Genomic DNA, 13,238 nt, shown 5'->3' on the forward strand with positions numbered 1-13,238 from the left:
GCTTGGCATTGACGCGCCCATGCGCCACGCTCTAGCACTTCAATCCCGGCGGCGCGGGAGAAGGGATTCTTTCACGATGGATTTTGGCGGAGGCGACGAGATCCGCTTCGAACATCTGGGCCGTGCCGGCGTCATTACGTTGACGCGGCCGCAGGCGCTCAATGCCTTGACGCATCGCATGATCAGGGCGCTCGACGCTGCCCTTTCCGCCTGGGAAGCCGACCAGGGCGTCGATATCGTCGTCGTCAAGGCCGAGGGCAGGGCCTTTTCGGCAGGCGGCGACATACTGCATATCTATGAGACCGGCCGGGCGGGAAAACCGCCGGTCGATTTCTTCGCCGACGAATACCGGCTCAACGCCCGCATCAGCAGCTTCAGGAAACCCTATGTCGCGCTGATCGACGGCATCGTCATGGGCGGCGGCGTCGGCATCTCGTTCCACGGCTCGCACCGGGTGATGACCGAAAATGCCCAGTTCGCCATGCCGGAGGTCGGCATCGGCTTTTTCCCGGATGTCGGCGCCAGCCACCTGCTGCCCGATCTCAGTGGCTCGTTCGGGATGTATCTGGCGCTGACGGGCAATCGTATCCGCTATGGCGATGCACTGTGGTCGGGGCTGGCTACCCACACCATCAAGGCCGAGGATCAGGGCATCTTCCTCGAACGGCTGACGTTGACCGGCGATCCGGAACCGGCGCTGCGCGGCTTCTTCTCTCACGCTAAGCGAGAGACCGACAGGTCGACGCTGGAGGCGATATCTCGCCATTTTTCGCAACCATCCTTGAAACGCGTCATCGACAGCCTGGAGCGCGCGGCGGACACTGACGAGTTCGCCGCCAAGACGCTGGCGACGATCCGCACTCGCTCGCCGACCAGCCTGCGCGTCGCCTGGCGCCAGATCAGCGCCGGGCTGACACTGTCCATGGACGCTTGCATGAAGATGGAGTTCCGCATCCTCAACAGGATGCTTGCCGGCCACGATTTCTACGAGGGCATCCGCGCCGCCGTCATCGACAAGGACGCAAAACCGCAATGGCGTCCGGCTAGCCTCGATGCGATCAGCGAGGCGGATGTCGACGCCTATTTCGCTCCGCTTGGGGAACGGGAGCTCGTGCTTTGAGCGAGGTGACCTCGAGACGCGTCGTGCTGCAGCCTTCCGGGGTGGAGGTGATCTTTGCCTGGTTCCAGCGGGTCATATCAAGTTACTGCCTGCTGTTCGGCATCCTGTACTGGATCAAGCTGATCGGCTTCTATCCGGGCCCGCTGTGGCGTTTTGACCTGATGCCCGTGCACTGGCAAGTCGCCGCCGTGGTGCTCGCCGTTTTCTTTCCCTTCGCCGCTGCGGGCCTGTGGATGCTGGCGTCCTGGGGCCCGGTGATCTGGTTCATTTGCGCGGCGACCGAGACAGTGATGTATGCCGGCTTTCCCGAGCTTTTCGGCCACCACCTGCTGATTGTCGTCTCGCATGCCGCGGTGGCGGTGCTTTACATCGTCTTCCGCGTCATCATCTACCTGCAGAAGCGCCCCGTCCGCCACTAAGCCCTTGAGCACATTGGCGACCTGGCGGCTGCCTGAATTCAGCCCCGAAATCACTGCCGAAATCTTTAGGTTAATTATCCTTGCTCGGATGACCGTTCGTTAAGCCTCTTTCGAAACCTATTACCGGTAAGCTCTTGTTAGCCCTAGCGTTTAAGTCGAATTTTATGAGTATTCGATAGTGTCGCGATCAAGGTGAAAAACAAAAAATCACCAGGGCGACAAACGAGAGGCAAAGACAATGATCAATTCGCGTCCGGCGGCGAAGACCGCCAACGTATCCGACGATCGCCGCGAGGCTATCCGTTCCCTGTACATGGAATCGCTGCAGCTTGTTGAGCGGCTTCACCGCCGCCTGCTTGATGTCATCAAGGACGAGTTCGACCGCAACGGCCGTTCCGACATCAATGCCATCCAGGCGCTGCTGCTGTTCAACATCGGCAATTCCGAACTGACAGCCGGAGAGCTGCGCTCGCGTGGCTACTATCTCGGCTCCAACGTCTCCTACAATCTGAAGAAGCTGGTCGATCTCGGCTTCATCAATCACCAGCGCTCACGCATCGACCGCCGTTCGGTCCGCGTCTCGCTGACCCCGAAGGGCAACGAGGTCGCGGAAGTCGTCGCCGGTCTCTACGAGCGCCATGTCGGCTCGATCGAGCAGGTCGGCGGCATCAACACCGACGAGTTCAAGCAGATGAACCGCGCTTTGCAGCGGCTCGACCGCTTCTGGAATGATACGATCGCCTACCGGATGTAAGGCGCAAACATCGTATCCGGCCCGCGCCACAGAAGCGCGGCCGAAATATCGACCTTCAGTCAGGGCCGGTGCCGAAAAGCATCGGTCCATTTCTTTTCGGGATGCCAGCCGGTCGGATTTGGACGCCAGGCCACGTTGCCGCCATATTCCAATGGAACCGAGAGTGGCAGTGATGCTGTGGTGAAGACCCTGCGTTCACCCGCAATCCGTATCGCGCCTCGTGCGTTGCACCAAGGTGATGCGGAGCATGGTTGGCTAATTGTTAAGATTGCCAATTTTAGAGTGCGGGCGAGATCGCCCGGTGATCAACGCAGCAAGTGATCGAACTGCTACAAATGTCTGGAACGTCCATGAAGACCAGCCGTCGTTTTTTCCTCTCCGGGGCCTCCGCGCTCGCAGCTGCGCTGGTTGCCGGCGGCGCCAATGCGCAGGATGTGATCGGTGATATCTTGAAGTCCTCGGCGCGCGGCAATTGGGACGATCAGTTCGATGCCCGCGCCAGCGAGGGCGGCAAGGTGGCCTCGACGCTGCCGATCTTCAGCCTGCAGACCGTCGCCTTTACCGAACAGGCGGTCGCGCAATATCAGAATATCGTCGGGCAGGGCGGCTGGGTAGAGGTTCCCGCGACCAAGAAACTGCAGCTCGGCGTCGATGATCCCGATGTGGTGCCGTTGCGCAAGCGGTTGATGGTTTCCGGCGACCTGGCACAAGGCGCCGGCATTTCGACGGCCTTCGATTCCTATGTCGACTCGGCGGTCAAGCGTTTCCAGTTGCGGCACGGCCTGCCTGCCGACGGTTCGCTCGGCAAATACACCTACGCGGCGATGAACGTTTCGGCGCAGATCCGGCTTGGCCAGTTGCAGACCAATCTGCAGCGGCTGCGCGAGAAGGCCGGCACGTTGGGCAACCGCTATGTGCTGGTCGACATTCCGGCGGCACAGATCGAAGCCGTCGAGAACGACCGCGTCGTGCTTCGCCACACCGCCATCGTCGGCAAGATCGATCGGCAGACGCCGATCGTCAATTCCAAGATCAACGAGATCATCGTCAATCCGTACTGGAACGCGCCGGTTTCGATCGTGCGCAAGGACATCATTCCGCTGATGCGGAAGAATCCCGATTATCTGAAGGACAGCCACATTCGCCTGTTCGCGCCGGACGGCAGCGAGGTCGATCCTCTCAATGTCGACTGGTCGACCGACGATGCCGCCAAGTATCGCTTCCGCCAGGACCCCGGTGCGGGCAACGCGATGGCTTCGGTCAAGATCAATTTCCCGAGCCCCGACGGCGTCTACATGCACGACACCCCGCAGCAGAGCCTGTTTGGCAAGATGATGCGTTTCGATTCCTCGGGCTGCGTGCGCGTGCAGAATGTGCGCGATCTCGTCACCTGGATCTTGCGCGACACCCCCGGCTGGGACCGCCAGCATTTCGAGGCGGCGATCAAGACTGGCGAAAACACGCCGATCCAGGTCACCAACCCGGTGCCGGTCCACTTCCTCTATCTCTCGGCCTGGTCGACCGGCCCAGGCGTCGTGCAGTTCCGCGACGACGTCTACGCGCTCGACGGCGCCAATGAGCTGCAGATCACGTCGTCGCTTTAAGTGACTGATTTTTTGTAAAAAAAGGCCGCCGCTCAAGGCGGCCTTTTTCGTTACTCGGTCTCGCTGCATTTTCATGGGAGGGCGGCTGGACGGATTGGCCGGCTTTGTGCATGGTCGGCGGGAAAGTCTGGAACCGGACCATGGAAGGCGCCGTCTTCATTCTGGTTGTGCTCGCCTTCGTCGCGCTTTCCGGCGCGCTGGTGCGCCTGGTTCGGGTGCCGCTGCCGGTGCTGCAGATTGCCATGGGCGCCGCACTTGCATGGCCGGTGCGCAGCATCCATGTCGAGATCGATCCGGAACTGTTTCTGCTGGTGTTCATCCCGCCGCTGCTGTTTGGCGATGCCTATGGCGCGCCGAAGCGTGAATTGATGGCTCTGCGCGGACCGATCCTGGACCTTGCCATCGGGCTCATCTTCTTCACCATCGTCGGCTTCGGCTACGCCTTGCACTGGCTGGTGCCGAGCATCCCGCTGGTTGTCGCTTTCGCACTGGCCGCGGTGCTGTCGCCGACCGATGCTGTGGCAGTGTCTTCGATCGTCGACAAGAATGTCGTTCCGGCGCGGCTGATGCACATTCTGGAAGGTGAGTCGCTGCTCAACGATGCGTCGGGCCTCGTCATGTTCCGCTTCGCCGTGGCAGCAGCACTGACCGGCAGCTTTTCCTTTGCCGCGGCATCACTGAGTTTCCTCTACGCCGTGGCGATCGGCATCCTGATCGGCGTCGCGGCGTTGTTCGTCGCCGCCAAGCTGCTGCAAGTGCTCAACCGCATCGGCGGCGTGCCAGCCGAGGCGCAGGTGTTGGTCATGATCCTGCTGCCCTTCATAGCTTATCTCGGCGCCGAGCACCTCGGAGCGTCCGGCATCCTGACGGCGGTCGCCGCCGGCCTGCTCGCCGGTGGCTCCGGCGTGTTCCGCTTCCTCGGCGTCTCGGCGCGCATGCAGACGATGTCGCTGTGGATGACGCTTTCCTTCGTTTTCAACGGCGCTCTCTTCATCGTGCTCGGCCTGCAGCTTCCTGACATCATCCGCCATGTACCGCCGGAACTGATGAGCCTGCATCCGATCATCCAACCGATCGCGACTGTTATTGCGCTGACGCTGTGCCTGATCGCGCTACGCTTCCTGTGGATTTGGGTCGGCGATATCGCAGCCGGTATCGCCGCACGTCTGGGCAAGCGCAAGGCGGAGCCGTTCGGGCTGCGCGTGCGGCTCGCCGGTTCCGTGGCCGGTGTGCGCGGCGCGATCACCCTGGCCGGCATATTGTCGCTGCCGCTCGCCATGCCGGACGGCTCGCCGTTTCCGGCGCGCAATCTGGTTATCTTCCTCGCCGCCGGCGTGATCATCTGCTCGCTGGTCTTCGCCAGTCTCGCTCTGCCGGCAATCGCCAAGGGGCTGGTCGAACCGGGCGAGGATGCCGGTGCCGCCGAGGAACGCCTGGCGCGTGTCGGTGCTGCCAAGGCGGCAATCGCGCGCAGCGAGAGCATTGCGGCGGCGGAGGATGAGGGCGAAGGCGAGGTGCCCGGCGCCAGGATTGCCGCCGCCGAGAACATCGTCGCCGGTTACCGGCGTCGCATCGCCGCCTCGGATGAAGCCGATGAGGCCCGCGCCGAGGCCCGCGAATCCGGAAGGCTGGAGCTGGAACTGCGGCTCGCCGGCATCGACGCCGAGCGCGCGGCCGTGCGTGACATGTTTCGCGCCGGCGAGATCAATGACCATACGTCGCAGGCGCTGTTTACTGAGATCACGCTCACCGAAGCCTTGCTGAAAGGTCGGAAGACGAGGAAATAGTCTCTTGTTGCCTCGCTGGCGCAAACCGGCCAGCAAATTTCGCGCCGCAAACGTGGCGGGGCGAAAACAACTGTGTTAATGGCCCGGCAAATGCATGTCGCCCAGAAGTGTGCAGCGGTTATGGTGCAACGACATGCATAGACAAAATTGCCCCCGAACCCCCGAGGATTTCAGCCCATGGCAACAGCAGCGGCAGTGTCGAACAAGTTCGAATCTTTCTTCGAAACCACGCTGGAAGATGCCGATCCGGAGATTTTCGGCGCCATCCGCAACGAACTTGGCCGCCAGCGCCATGAGATCGAGCTGATCGCCTCGGAAAACATTGTTTCCCGCGCTGTACTGGAGGCGCAGGGCTCGATCATGACCAACAAATATGCCGAGGGCTATCCAGGCAAGCGCTATTATGGCGGTTGCCAGTTCGTCGACATAGCCGAGGAACTGGCCATCGAGCGGGCCAAGAAGCTGTTCGGCTGCAACTTCGCCAACGTCCAACCGAATTCCGGCAGCCAGATGAACCAGGCGGTGTTCCTGGCGCTCTTGCAGCCCGGCGACACTTTCATGGGCCTCGACCTCAATTCGGGCGGGCATCTGACCCACGGTTCGCCCGTCAACATGAGCGGCAAGTGGTTCAAGGTCGTATCCTACGGTGTGCGCAAGGACGACCATCTGCTCGACATGGACGCCATCGAGAAGACTGCCCACGAGACCAAGCCGAAGCTGATCCTGGCCGGCGGCACTGCCTATTCGCGCGTCTGGGACTGGAAGCGTTTTCGCGAGATCGCCGATGCGGTCGGCGCCTATCTGATGGTCGACATGGCGCACATCGCAGGCCTGGTCGCCGGCGGAGTGCATCCGTCGCCACTGCCGCACGCGCATGTCGTGACGACCACCACGCACAAGTCGCTGCGCGGCCCGCGCGGCGGGATGATCCTGTGCAATGACGAGGACATCGCCAAGAAGATGAATTCGGCGGTATTCCCCGGCCTGCAGGGCGGCCCGCTGATGCATGTTATCGCCGCCAAGGCGGTTGCCTTCGGCGAAGCGCTGAAGCCGAGCTTCAAGGTCTATGCCGAGAGCGTCGCCGCCAACGCCAAGGCGCTCGCCTCCAGTCTCAAGGAAACCGGCCTCGACATCGTCTCCGGCGGCACCGACAACCATCTGATGCTGGTCGATCTCAGGCCCAAGAACGCCACCGGCAAGCGCGCCGAGGCGGCACTCGGCCGCGCCAACATCACCTGCAACAAGAACGGCATCCCGTTCGACCCGGAAAAGCCTTTCGTCACCTCGGGCGTGCGCCTCGGCACCCCGGCCGGCACCACGCGCGGCTTCGGCCAAGCCGAATTCCGCGAGATAGGCAAGCTGATCGCCGAAGTGCTGGATGGTCTCAAGGTCGCCAATTCCGACGAGGGCAATGCGACTGTCGAAGCGGCAGTCAAGGCCAAGGTCGTGGCGCTGACCGATCGTTTCCCGCTCTATCCCTATCTCGGTTGACCTGACGCGAGGCGTCATCTCTTATCGGCCAGCGGCGCGCCTGCCCCATTGTTGGGTGGCGCGCCGAACAGGAGATCTGATGATGCGCAATTTCCGCCTCGCCACCCTTGAGGTCCATGGTTGGCTGGTCGCTTTCCTGACACTGTCCGGCAGTGCCTTCGCGCAGACCCAGCCCACTCCAAACGTACCTGCTACCGGCACCTTCGGCAGATGGGCCACCATCGTCGATGTCCTGGACACGGGCCAGGATGCGCGCAAAACCTGCGTCGCCTCGACCGCTTTCGTCGACAGTGGCGGCTATCCGGGTACGTTGACGCTTTCGATCTCGAATGGTGACGCCTTGCCGCCGGATGCTTACCCGGCGGTGACGATCGCCATCGGCAACAAGGATCTTCCGACCGGCAAGAAGATCGCGGCAAAATTCGGCGATGCCGCCGGCCAGGTTGCCGCAATCGTCTATTCCCACGATTCCGTCGCTGGCCGTCTCGCCTGGATGGTCGAGAACAAGCCCAAGACCAGCCTGGCGTTGCTGCGCGCCATGCGCCGTGCGACCACGCTCGACGTGGTCTTCGGCAAACAGCCGGTCGCGACCATCTCGATGGACGGTTTCTACAAGGCCTACCGCAGCCTTGGCATGTCCTGTGGCTTCGCGACAGCCGACGTCGCACCTTGAAGCTGCTGTCTGGCAGGCATTGGGCAGGCATTAGAGGGAAGCATTGAATGGATATCGTCTGGAAAGGCGTGGTCGGCGGATTGATGACGGCGCTGATCGTTTGGGCATCCAAACGCGGTAACATCTTGCCCGGGATCCTGCCGCTGGCACCGACCTTTGCCGTCATCGCGTTGCTCGCCGTGGGCGCCAGGGGCGAACCGGGCGGCTTTCGCGATGCCTGCCTCGCCGGCGTGAAGACCATTCCTGCCTATCTCGCTTTCCTTGGCGCCTGCTGGCTGTTCATCGATCGTGTCGACTACCGGCTGGCTGTTGCCGGCGGCATCGCCATCTGGCTGATTGCCGCGCTGGCAATCTTCCTCGCGCCTCGCTATCTCTGATGCGGCAGGCCGTCGAAGGGACGGAAATGCTTCAATCCGGGCCGGAAAGGCTCTAAGCCTTTCGCTTCGCCAGATTCGCCAACCAAAGGCTCTCCATGCGCTGTCCCTATTGCCAGTCCGAAGATACGCAGGTGAAGGATTCTCGCCCAGCCGAGGATGGCGCGGCGATCCGCAGGCGGCGCGTCTGCCCCGATTGCGGTGGCCGCTTCACCACATTCGAGCGCGTGCAGTTGCGCGACCTCGTGGTGGTCAAGAAGTCGGGCCGCAAAGTGCCGTTCGACCGCGACAAGCTGCTGCGCTCGGTGGAGATCGCCGTGCGCAAGCGCAATGTCGATCCCGAGCGCATCGACCGCGCGGTGACCGGCATCGTGCGCCAGCTCGAAAGCTCCGGCGAGACGGAGGTTGCTTCGGGGGAAGTCGGCCGGCTGGTCATGGAAGCGCTGAAGTCGCTCGACGATGTCGCCTACGTCCGCTTCGCCTCGGTCTACCGCAATTTTCGCGAGGCCAAGGACTTCCACGAATTGCTGGGCGAACTCAAGGGAGACGAAGTCAAAGGCGAAGAGGACGCCAGCTGAGCATGACTGCAAGCGAACAGGCCGCCCTTGATCGCCGGTTCATGGCGGCGGCGCTCCGCCTTTCACGCAAGAACGCCGGGCGCACCTCGACCAACCCGTCTGTCGGCACGCTGATCGTGCGCGATGACGGCAACGGTCCCATGATCGTCGGCACCGGCGTCACCGCGGTCGGCGGCCGCCCGCATGCCGAAACCGAGGCCCTGGCCGAGGCCGGCGAGCTAGCGCGTGGTGCTACCGCCTATGTCACGCTGGAACCTTGCGCCCACCATGGCCGCACGCCGCCTTGCGCCAATGCGCTGGTCAATGCCGGTGTTGGGCGCGTCGTCGGTGCGGCAAGCGATCCCGATCCGCGCGTGTCCGGCAAGGGCTACGCAATCCTGCGTGCTGCCGGTGCCGAGGTGGTCGAGAAGGTGTTGGCAGGGGAAGCCGCCGAGCAGATGGCCGGCTATCTGATTCGATCGCTGAGAAAACGCCCCGAAGTGGTTCTCAAGCTTGCTCTTTCCAGCGACGGCAAGATCGGCATGGAGGGCGAGGGGCAGGTGTCGATCACCGGCGATATCGCGCGCCGCGAGGTGTATCTGATGCGGGCCGAGGCGGACGGCATACTGATCGGCATTGGCACAGCCCTTGAAGACGATCCGGCCCTGACGGTACGCTTGCCGGGGCTGGAGAACCGGTCGCCGGTGCGCATTGTACTCGACCGCCAGATCAGGTTGCCGGAGGCCTCGAAACTGGTGTCGGGCGTCGACCGGGTACCACTCTATGTCGCCGCTAGCCTGGAGGCCGATCCGCTGCGACGGGCAGCACTCGAACGCGCAGGCGTGCGCTTCATCGGCACTGAAACACATGAGGGTGGCGTCGCACTGCCGGAACTGCTCGAGGATCTGGCCGCGCTCGGCATGGCAAGCGTGCTGGTCGAGGGCGGCGCCAAGGTGGCGAGCGCCTTCCTCGCCGAGGGACTGGTCGATCGCATCGTGCTGTTCCAGGGGCCGGAAGCGATCGGTGATGACGGCATTGCATCGCCGATCGACCTCGACCATATCCCGGCAGGTTTTCGCAAGTTGCGCGAGATGCGTTTCGGCGAAGACCGCTATGCCGAGTGGATAAGAGACATTTAGGATCAACATCGATGTTTACCGGAATTGTCACCGATGTCGGCACTGTCGCTTCCGTCAAGCCGCTCAGGGAAGGGGTGGGGTTGCGCATCGACACCACCTATGACCCCGAGACCATCGCCATCGGCGCCTCGATCTCCTGCGGCGGCGTCTGCCTGACGGTCACGGGCTTGCCCGACAGCGGCTCGAACGCGCGCTGGTTCGAGGTCGAGGCCTGGGAGGAGGCCCTCAGGCTGACGACGGCCATAGGCTGGAAATCGGGGACGCGGATCAATCTGGAGCGGGCGCTGAAGATCGGCGACGAACTCGGCGGCCACATCGTTTCGGGCCATGTCGACGGCATGGCCGAGATCGTCGAGCGCAAGGATGAGGGCGATGCGGTGCGCTTCACGCTGGAGGCGCCGCGCGACTTGGCGAAATTCATCGCGTCAAAAGGCTCGGTGGCGCTCGACGGCACCTCGCTCACCGTCAACAAGGTGGAAGGCACGCGCTTCGACGTGCTTTTGATCCACCACTCGCTGACCGTGACCACCTGGGGCGAGCGCAAGGTCGGCGACCGCGTCAATATCGAGATCGACACCATGGCCCGCTACGCGGCGCGGCTGGTGGAGGCCGCGAAAGAGGGGCTATAGTGGCGGTCAAATGATAGACTTGCGAGCCCTCCAAGGCAGGTCGCCGCGTTGTTCAATTGAGGAAGTAGCTGGAATGGAAAGCAGGGATTCCAAGGAGCAAGAACGGCTTACGCGAGAAGCCTTAGCCGATGTAGACGCTGGCCGTGTTGTGGATCACGAAGCCGTTGCTGCCTGGGCTGACAGCCTTGGTGCCGCCGGCCAGGTCTCAGCACCATGTCCAAAGAGCCTATAGGCGCGACACGCCTCCAGCAATCTTCTGCTTGCGATCAATCCGGCTTCGGCCTAAGTCACCGGCGATCCCCGGAGACTTTTATGGCTGGCACATCCCAACACGGCAAAGCGTTTATCCGTCCGAAGAAGAAGGCACGCGTTCTGATCATCGAGGCGCGCTTCCACGACGACCTTGCCGACGCGCTGCTCGATGGCGCGACAAGCGCGCTCGATGAAGCTGGAGCGACCTATGACGTTGTCACCGTCCCCGGTTCGCTCGAAATCCCCGCGGTGATTTCCTTCGCGCTCGACGGCATGGCCGAAGGCGGCACAAACTACGACGGTTTTGTTGCGCTTGGCACCGTCATCCGCGGCGACACCTATCATTTCGACATCGTCGCCAATGAATCCAGCCGTGCTCTGATGGATATCTCCGTGCAGGACTCCGTCTGCATCGGCAACGGCATCCTGACCACCGAGAACGACGCCCAGGCCTGGACGCGTGCAAAGCGTTCGGAAGGCGACAAGGGCGGCTTTGCCGCGCGTGCGGCGCTGACCATGATCGCCCTCAAAGAACAATTGGGAGCGCTATCGTGAGCGAACCCGCTTCGCCCGGCCAGCCCGCGGTGCGCCACGCCAACAAGCGCGGTGCTGCCCGCTTGGCCGCCGTGCAGGCGCTCTATCAGATGGATGTGGCCGGCAGCGGCGTCTTCGAGATCACGGCCGAATACGAGGCCTTTCGCCTCGGTAAGGAAGTCGACGGGGCGCTTTACCGCGAGGCCGATGCGCAATGGTTCCGCGCCATCCTGGCGGGTGTCGTCGAGAACCAGAAGACCATCGACCCCATCATCCGCCAGGCGTTGACAGAGGACTGGCCGCTGTCGCGGCTCGATTCGACGCTGCGCGCCATTCTTCGTGCCGGCGTCTATGAACTGATGAAGCGCGAGGATGTTCCTGTCGCCGTCATCGTCTCCGAATATGTCGACATCGCCAAGGCGTTTTACGAGGAAGACGAGCCGAAGCTGGTCAATGCCGTGCTCGACCGCGTGTCGCGCCGCGTGCGAGGCGAGGGGCGCGGCAAGGACGCATCATGACCGCAATTGCCTTTGAGGCAGGCAAGGAGGCGCGTCGCACCGCGCTGATCCTCGCCGCCTCGCAGGCCATCATCGGCTCGGCTGCCCCCATCGCCATTTCCATGGGTGCGCTCGCCGGGCAATATCTGCTTGGCTCCGACAAATCATTGGCGACGGCGCCGATCACCGGCTTCAATATCGGCGTGGCGCTCGGTGCGCTACCCGCAGCGGCCATCATCCGCGGCATGGGCCAGCGCGGCGGCTTCATGACCGGCACGATCGTCACGGCGCTGGGCGGCCTCGTCGCCACGCTTGCGCTTTACCAGGGCAGCTTCTGGCTGTTTGCTTTTGGCTTGCTTATGATCGGTGTCGGTGGCGCCTTCGTCCAGCAGTTCCGTTTCGCTGCGGCCGACAATGCGCCGCCGGAATTCAAGGCGCGCGCCATCTCCTTCGTACTGGCCGGCGGCATCGTCACCGCCATCCTCGGGCCGCAGATCGTCATCTTCACCCGCGAATTGTTGGCGCCGGTGATGTTTGCCGGTTCGTTCGTCTCCATCCTGCCGCTGGCCGCGGTCGGCGCCATCATCCTGTCGTTCCTACGGCTGCCGGCGAAAGCCTTCGGCAAGGTGGAGATCGCCGCCAGCGACGCCAGGCCATTGGCTGAAATCGTCACACAGCCGCGCTTCGTAGCGGCATTGTTCTGCGCGGTCGGCAGCTACGCGCTGATGAGCTTCGTCATGACTGGCGCTCCTCTGGCCATGGTCGGTTGCGGCCTGTCGGAGACCGACGCGACGCTAGGCATCTCCTGGCATGTGATGGCGATGTTCGCGCCGAGTTTCTTCACCGGTTCGCTGATTCATCGCTTCGGTCCCGAACGCATTGTGGCGACCGGCCTGATTCTGCTCATTGGCTGCGCCATTGTCGCCCTGTCGGGCCTGGCGTTGTGGCAATTCTGGACGTCGCTGATCCTGCTCGGCCTTGGCTGGAATTTTGGCTTCATCGGCGCCACGGCGATGGTGTCGGCAAGCTACCGGCCGTCCGAAAAGGGCAAGGTGCAAGGCTTCCACGACTTTGTCCTGTTCGGCTCCGTCGCCTGCGCTTCGCTGATGTCGGGCATGGTCTATAACGCCTGGGGCTGGGAGATGCTGAACTGGATGATATTCCCGGTCACCGTTCTGTGTTTCGTGGCGCTAGGCGCACTCAAGCTGACCGGCTTGCGCAAAGCCGAAGTCTGATCGCTCCGTCGCTTCACCTGACACAGCGCTGTCAGCATAAGGCCGGCCGCATCTGCCGCACCGCAACAAAAATATTGCGTCCGCGCCTATTGTTATGAAACCGTATGCCCCGACTGGCCGTTGAAGCCATGCTCATATGCGGCCACCGCATTCCGGTTCTTAGCAAGGGGTTT

General features: G+C 62.7%; 15 protein-coding genes. All 15 read left to right on the forward strand.

Annotated elements, in window-relative coordinates:
- Positions 1 to 76: 76 nt before the first annotated feature.
- The 15 genes from NKJ89_RS20875 (at position 77) to NKJ89_RS20940 (ending at position 13,065) form a co-directional block, all read left to right on the forward strand.
- Positions 77 to 1,120: an enoyl-CoA hydratase/isomerase family protein gene (locus NKJ89_RS20875; RefSeq protein ID WP_352605220.1), complete on the forward strand. Its 1,044-nt coding sequence runs from the start codon at positions 77 to 79 to the stop codon at positions 1,118 to 1,120.
- Positions 1,117 to 1,539: a DUF6163 family protein gene (locus tag NKJ89_RS20880; RefSeq protein WP_352605222.1), complete on the forward strand. Its 423-nt coding sequence runs from the start codon at positions 1,117 to 1,119 to the stop codon at positions 1,537 to 1,539. Before NKJ89_RS20875 ends, NKJ89_RS20880 begins: the two co-directional genes overlap by 4 nt.
- 238 nt (positions 1,540 to 1,777) lie before the next feature.
- Positions 1,778 to 2,293 (forward strand): transcriptional regulator LdtR, encoded by a 516-nt coding sequence (gene ldtR / locus NKJ89_RS20885; RefSeq protein ID WP_008875359.1) that lies wholly within the window; start codon positions 1,778 to 1,780, stop codon positions 2,291 to 2,293.
- Between the two features lie 350 nt (positions 2,294 to 2,643).
- Complete coding sequence (locus tag NKJ89_RS20890) at positions 2,644 to 3,897, forward strand: L,D-transpeptidase family protein (protein ID WP_352605224.1); 1,254 nt, start codon at positions 2,644 to 2,646, stop codon at positions 3,895 to 3,897.
- A 140-nt stretch (positions 3,898 to 4,037) separates the two neighbouring features.
- Entirely contained in the window at positions 4,038 to 5,684 is a 1,647-nt protein-coding gene (locus NKJ89_RS20895; protein ID WP_352605226.1) for a Na+/H+ antiporter, read from the forward strand.
- 177 nt (positions 5,685 to 5,861) lie between these two features.
- A complete protein-coding gene (gene glyA / locus NKJ89_RS20900; RefSeq protein ID WP_023759906.1) occupies positions 5,862 to 7,175 on the forward strand; it encodes a serine hydroxymethyltransferase in 1,314 nt (437 codons plus the stop codon).
- A gap of 82 nt (positions 7,176 to 7,257) precedes the next feature.
- On the forward strand, positions 7,258 to 7,848 hold the full coding sequence (locus NKJ89_RS20905; RefSeq protein ID WP_352605317.1) for a hypothetical protein: 591 nt from the start codon (positions 7,258 to 7,260) through the stop codon (positions 7,846 to 7,848).
- Positions 7,849 to 7,895: 47 nt separating this feature from the next.
- Complete coding sequence (locus tag NKJ89_RS20910; protein ID WP_352605228.1) at positions 7,896 to 8,225, forward strand: GlpM family protein; 330 nt, start codon at positions 7,896 to 7,898, stop codon at positions 8,223 to 8,225.
- A gap of 95 nt (positions 8,226 to 8,320) precedes the next feature.
- On the forward strand, positions 8,321 to 8,800 hold the full coding sequence (gene nrdR / locus NKJ89_RS20915; protein WP_256750776.1) for a transcriptional regulator NrdR: 480 nt from the start codon (positions 8,321 to 8,323) through the stop codon (positions 8,798 to 8,800).
- 2 nt (positions 8,801 to 8,802) lie between these two features.
- Positions 8,803 to 9,918 (forward strand): bifunctional diaminohydroxyphosphoribosylaminopyrimidine deaminase/5-amino-6-(5-phosphoribosylamino)uracil reductase RibD, encoded by a 1,116-nt coding sequence (gene ribD, locus NKJ89_RS20920; RefSeq protein ID WP_352605230.1) that lies wholly within the window; start codon positions 8,803 to 8,805, stop codon positions 9,916 to 9,918.
- 11 nt (positions 9,919 to 9,929) lie between these two features.
- Positions 9,930 to 10,547, forward strand: a complete 618-nt coding sequence (locus tag NKJ89_RS20925; RefSeq protein WP_352605232.1) for a riboflavin synthase — start codon at positions 9,930 to 9,932, stop codon at positions 10,545 to 10,547.
- Positions 10,548 to 10,620: 73 nt separating this feature from the next.
- Positions 10,621 to 10,779: a hypothetical protein gene (locus NKJ89_RS35770; RefSeq protein WP_502904146.1), complete on the forward strand. Its 159-nt coding sequence runs from the start codon at positions 10,621 to 10,623 to the stop codon at positions 10,777 to 10,779.
- 80 nt (positions 10,780 to 10,859) lie between these two features.
- On the forward strand, positions 10,860 to 11,354 hold the full coding sequence (locus tag NKJ89_RS20930) for a 6,7-dimethyl-8-ribityllumazine synthase (RefSeq protein ID WP_023759900.1): 495 nt from the start codon (positions 10,860 to 10,862) through the stop codon (positions 11,352 to 11,354).
- Positions 11,351 to 11,851 carry a transcription antitermination factor NusB gene (nusB, locus tag NKJ89_RS20935; protein WP_023798402.1) on the forward strand — a complete coding sequence of 167 codons (501 nt, stop codon included), beginning with the start codon at positions 11,351 to 11,353 and terminating at the stop codon, positions 11,849 to 11,851. Before NKJ89_RS20930 ends, nusB begins: the two co-directional genes overlap by 4 nt.
- Positions 11,848 to 13,065: an MFS transporter gene (locus tag NKJ89_RS20940; protein ID WP_352605234.1), complete on the forward strand. Its 1,218-nt coding sequence runs from the start codon at positions 11,848 to 11,850 to the stop codon at positions 13,063 to 13,065. The genes nusB and NKJ89_RS20940 overlap by 4 nt, the downstream gene beginning before the upstream one ends.
- Positions 13,066 to 13,238: the final 173 nt, after the last annotated feature.

The sequence above is a fragment of the Mesorhizobium sp. M0047 genome (assembly GCF_040323315.1).
Lineage (GTDB): Bacteria > Pseudomonadota > Alphaproteobacteria > Rhizobiales > Rhizobiaceae > Mesorhizobium.

Coding starts and splice junctions, on each gene's coding strand:
- NKJ89_RS20875 (WP_352605220.1), top strand. CDS start 77: ATGGATTTTGGCGGAGGCGACGAGATCCGCTTCGAACATCTGGGCCGT.
- ldtR (WP_008875359.1), top strand. CDS start 1,778: ATGATCAATTCGCGTCCGGCGGCGAAGACCGCCAACGTATCCGACGAT.
- NKJ89_RS20890 (WP_352605224.1), top strand. CDS start 2,644: ATGAAGACCAGCCGTCGTTTTTTCCTCTCCGGGGCCTCCGCGCTCGCA.
- NKJ89_RS20895 (WP_352605226.1), top strand. CDS start 4,038: ATGGAAGGCGCCGTCTTCATTCTGGTTGTGCTCGCCTTCGTCGCGCTT.
- glyA (WP_023759906.1), top strand. CDS start 5,862: ATGGCAACAGCAGCGGCAGTGTCGAACAAGTTCGAATCTTTCTTCGAA.
- NKJ89_RS20905 (WP_352605317.1), top strand. CDS start 7,258: ATGCGCAATTTCCGCCTCGCCACCCTTGAGGTCCATGGTTGGCTGGTC.
- NKJ89_RS20910 (WP_352605228.1), top strand. CDS start 7,896: ATGGATATCGTCTGGAAAGGCGTGGTCGGCGGATTGATGACGGCGCTG.
- nrdR (WP_256750776.1), top strand. CDS start 8,321: ATGCGCTGTCCCTATTGCCAGTCCGAAGATACGCAGGTGAAGGATTCT.
- ribD (WP_352605230.1), top strand. CDS start 8,803: ATGACTGCAAGCGAACAGGCCGCCCTTGATCGCCGGTTCATGGCGGCG.
- NKJ89_RS20925 (WP_352605232.1), top strand. CDS start 9,930: ATGTTTACCGGAATTGTCACCGATGTCGGCACTGTCGCTTCCGTCAAG.
- NKJ89_RS35770 (WP_502904146.1), top strand. CDS start 10,621: ATGGAAAGCAGGGATTCCAAGGAGCAAGAACGGCTTACGCGAGAAGCC.
- NKJ89_RS20930 (WP_023759900.1), top strand. CDS start 10,860: ATGGCTGGCACATCCCAACACGGCAAAGCGTTTATCCGTCCGAAGAAG.
- NKJ89_RS20940 (WP_352605234.1), top strand. CDS start 11,848: ATGACCGCAATTGCCTTTGAGGCAGGCAAGGAGGCGCGTCGCACCGCG.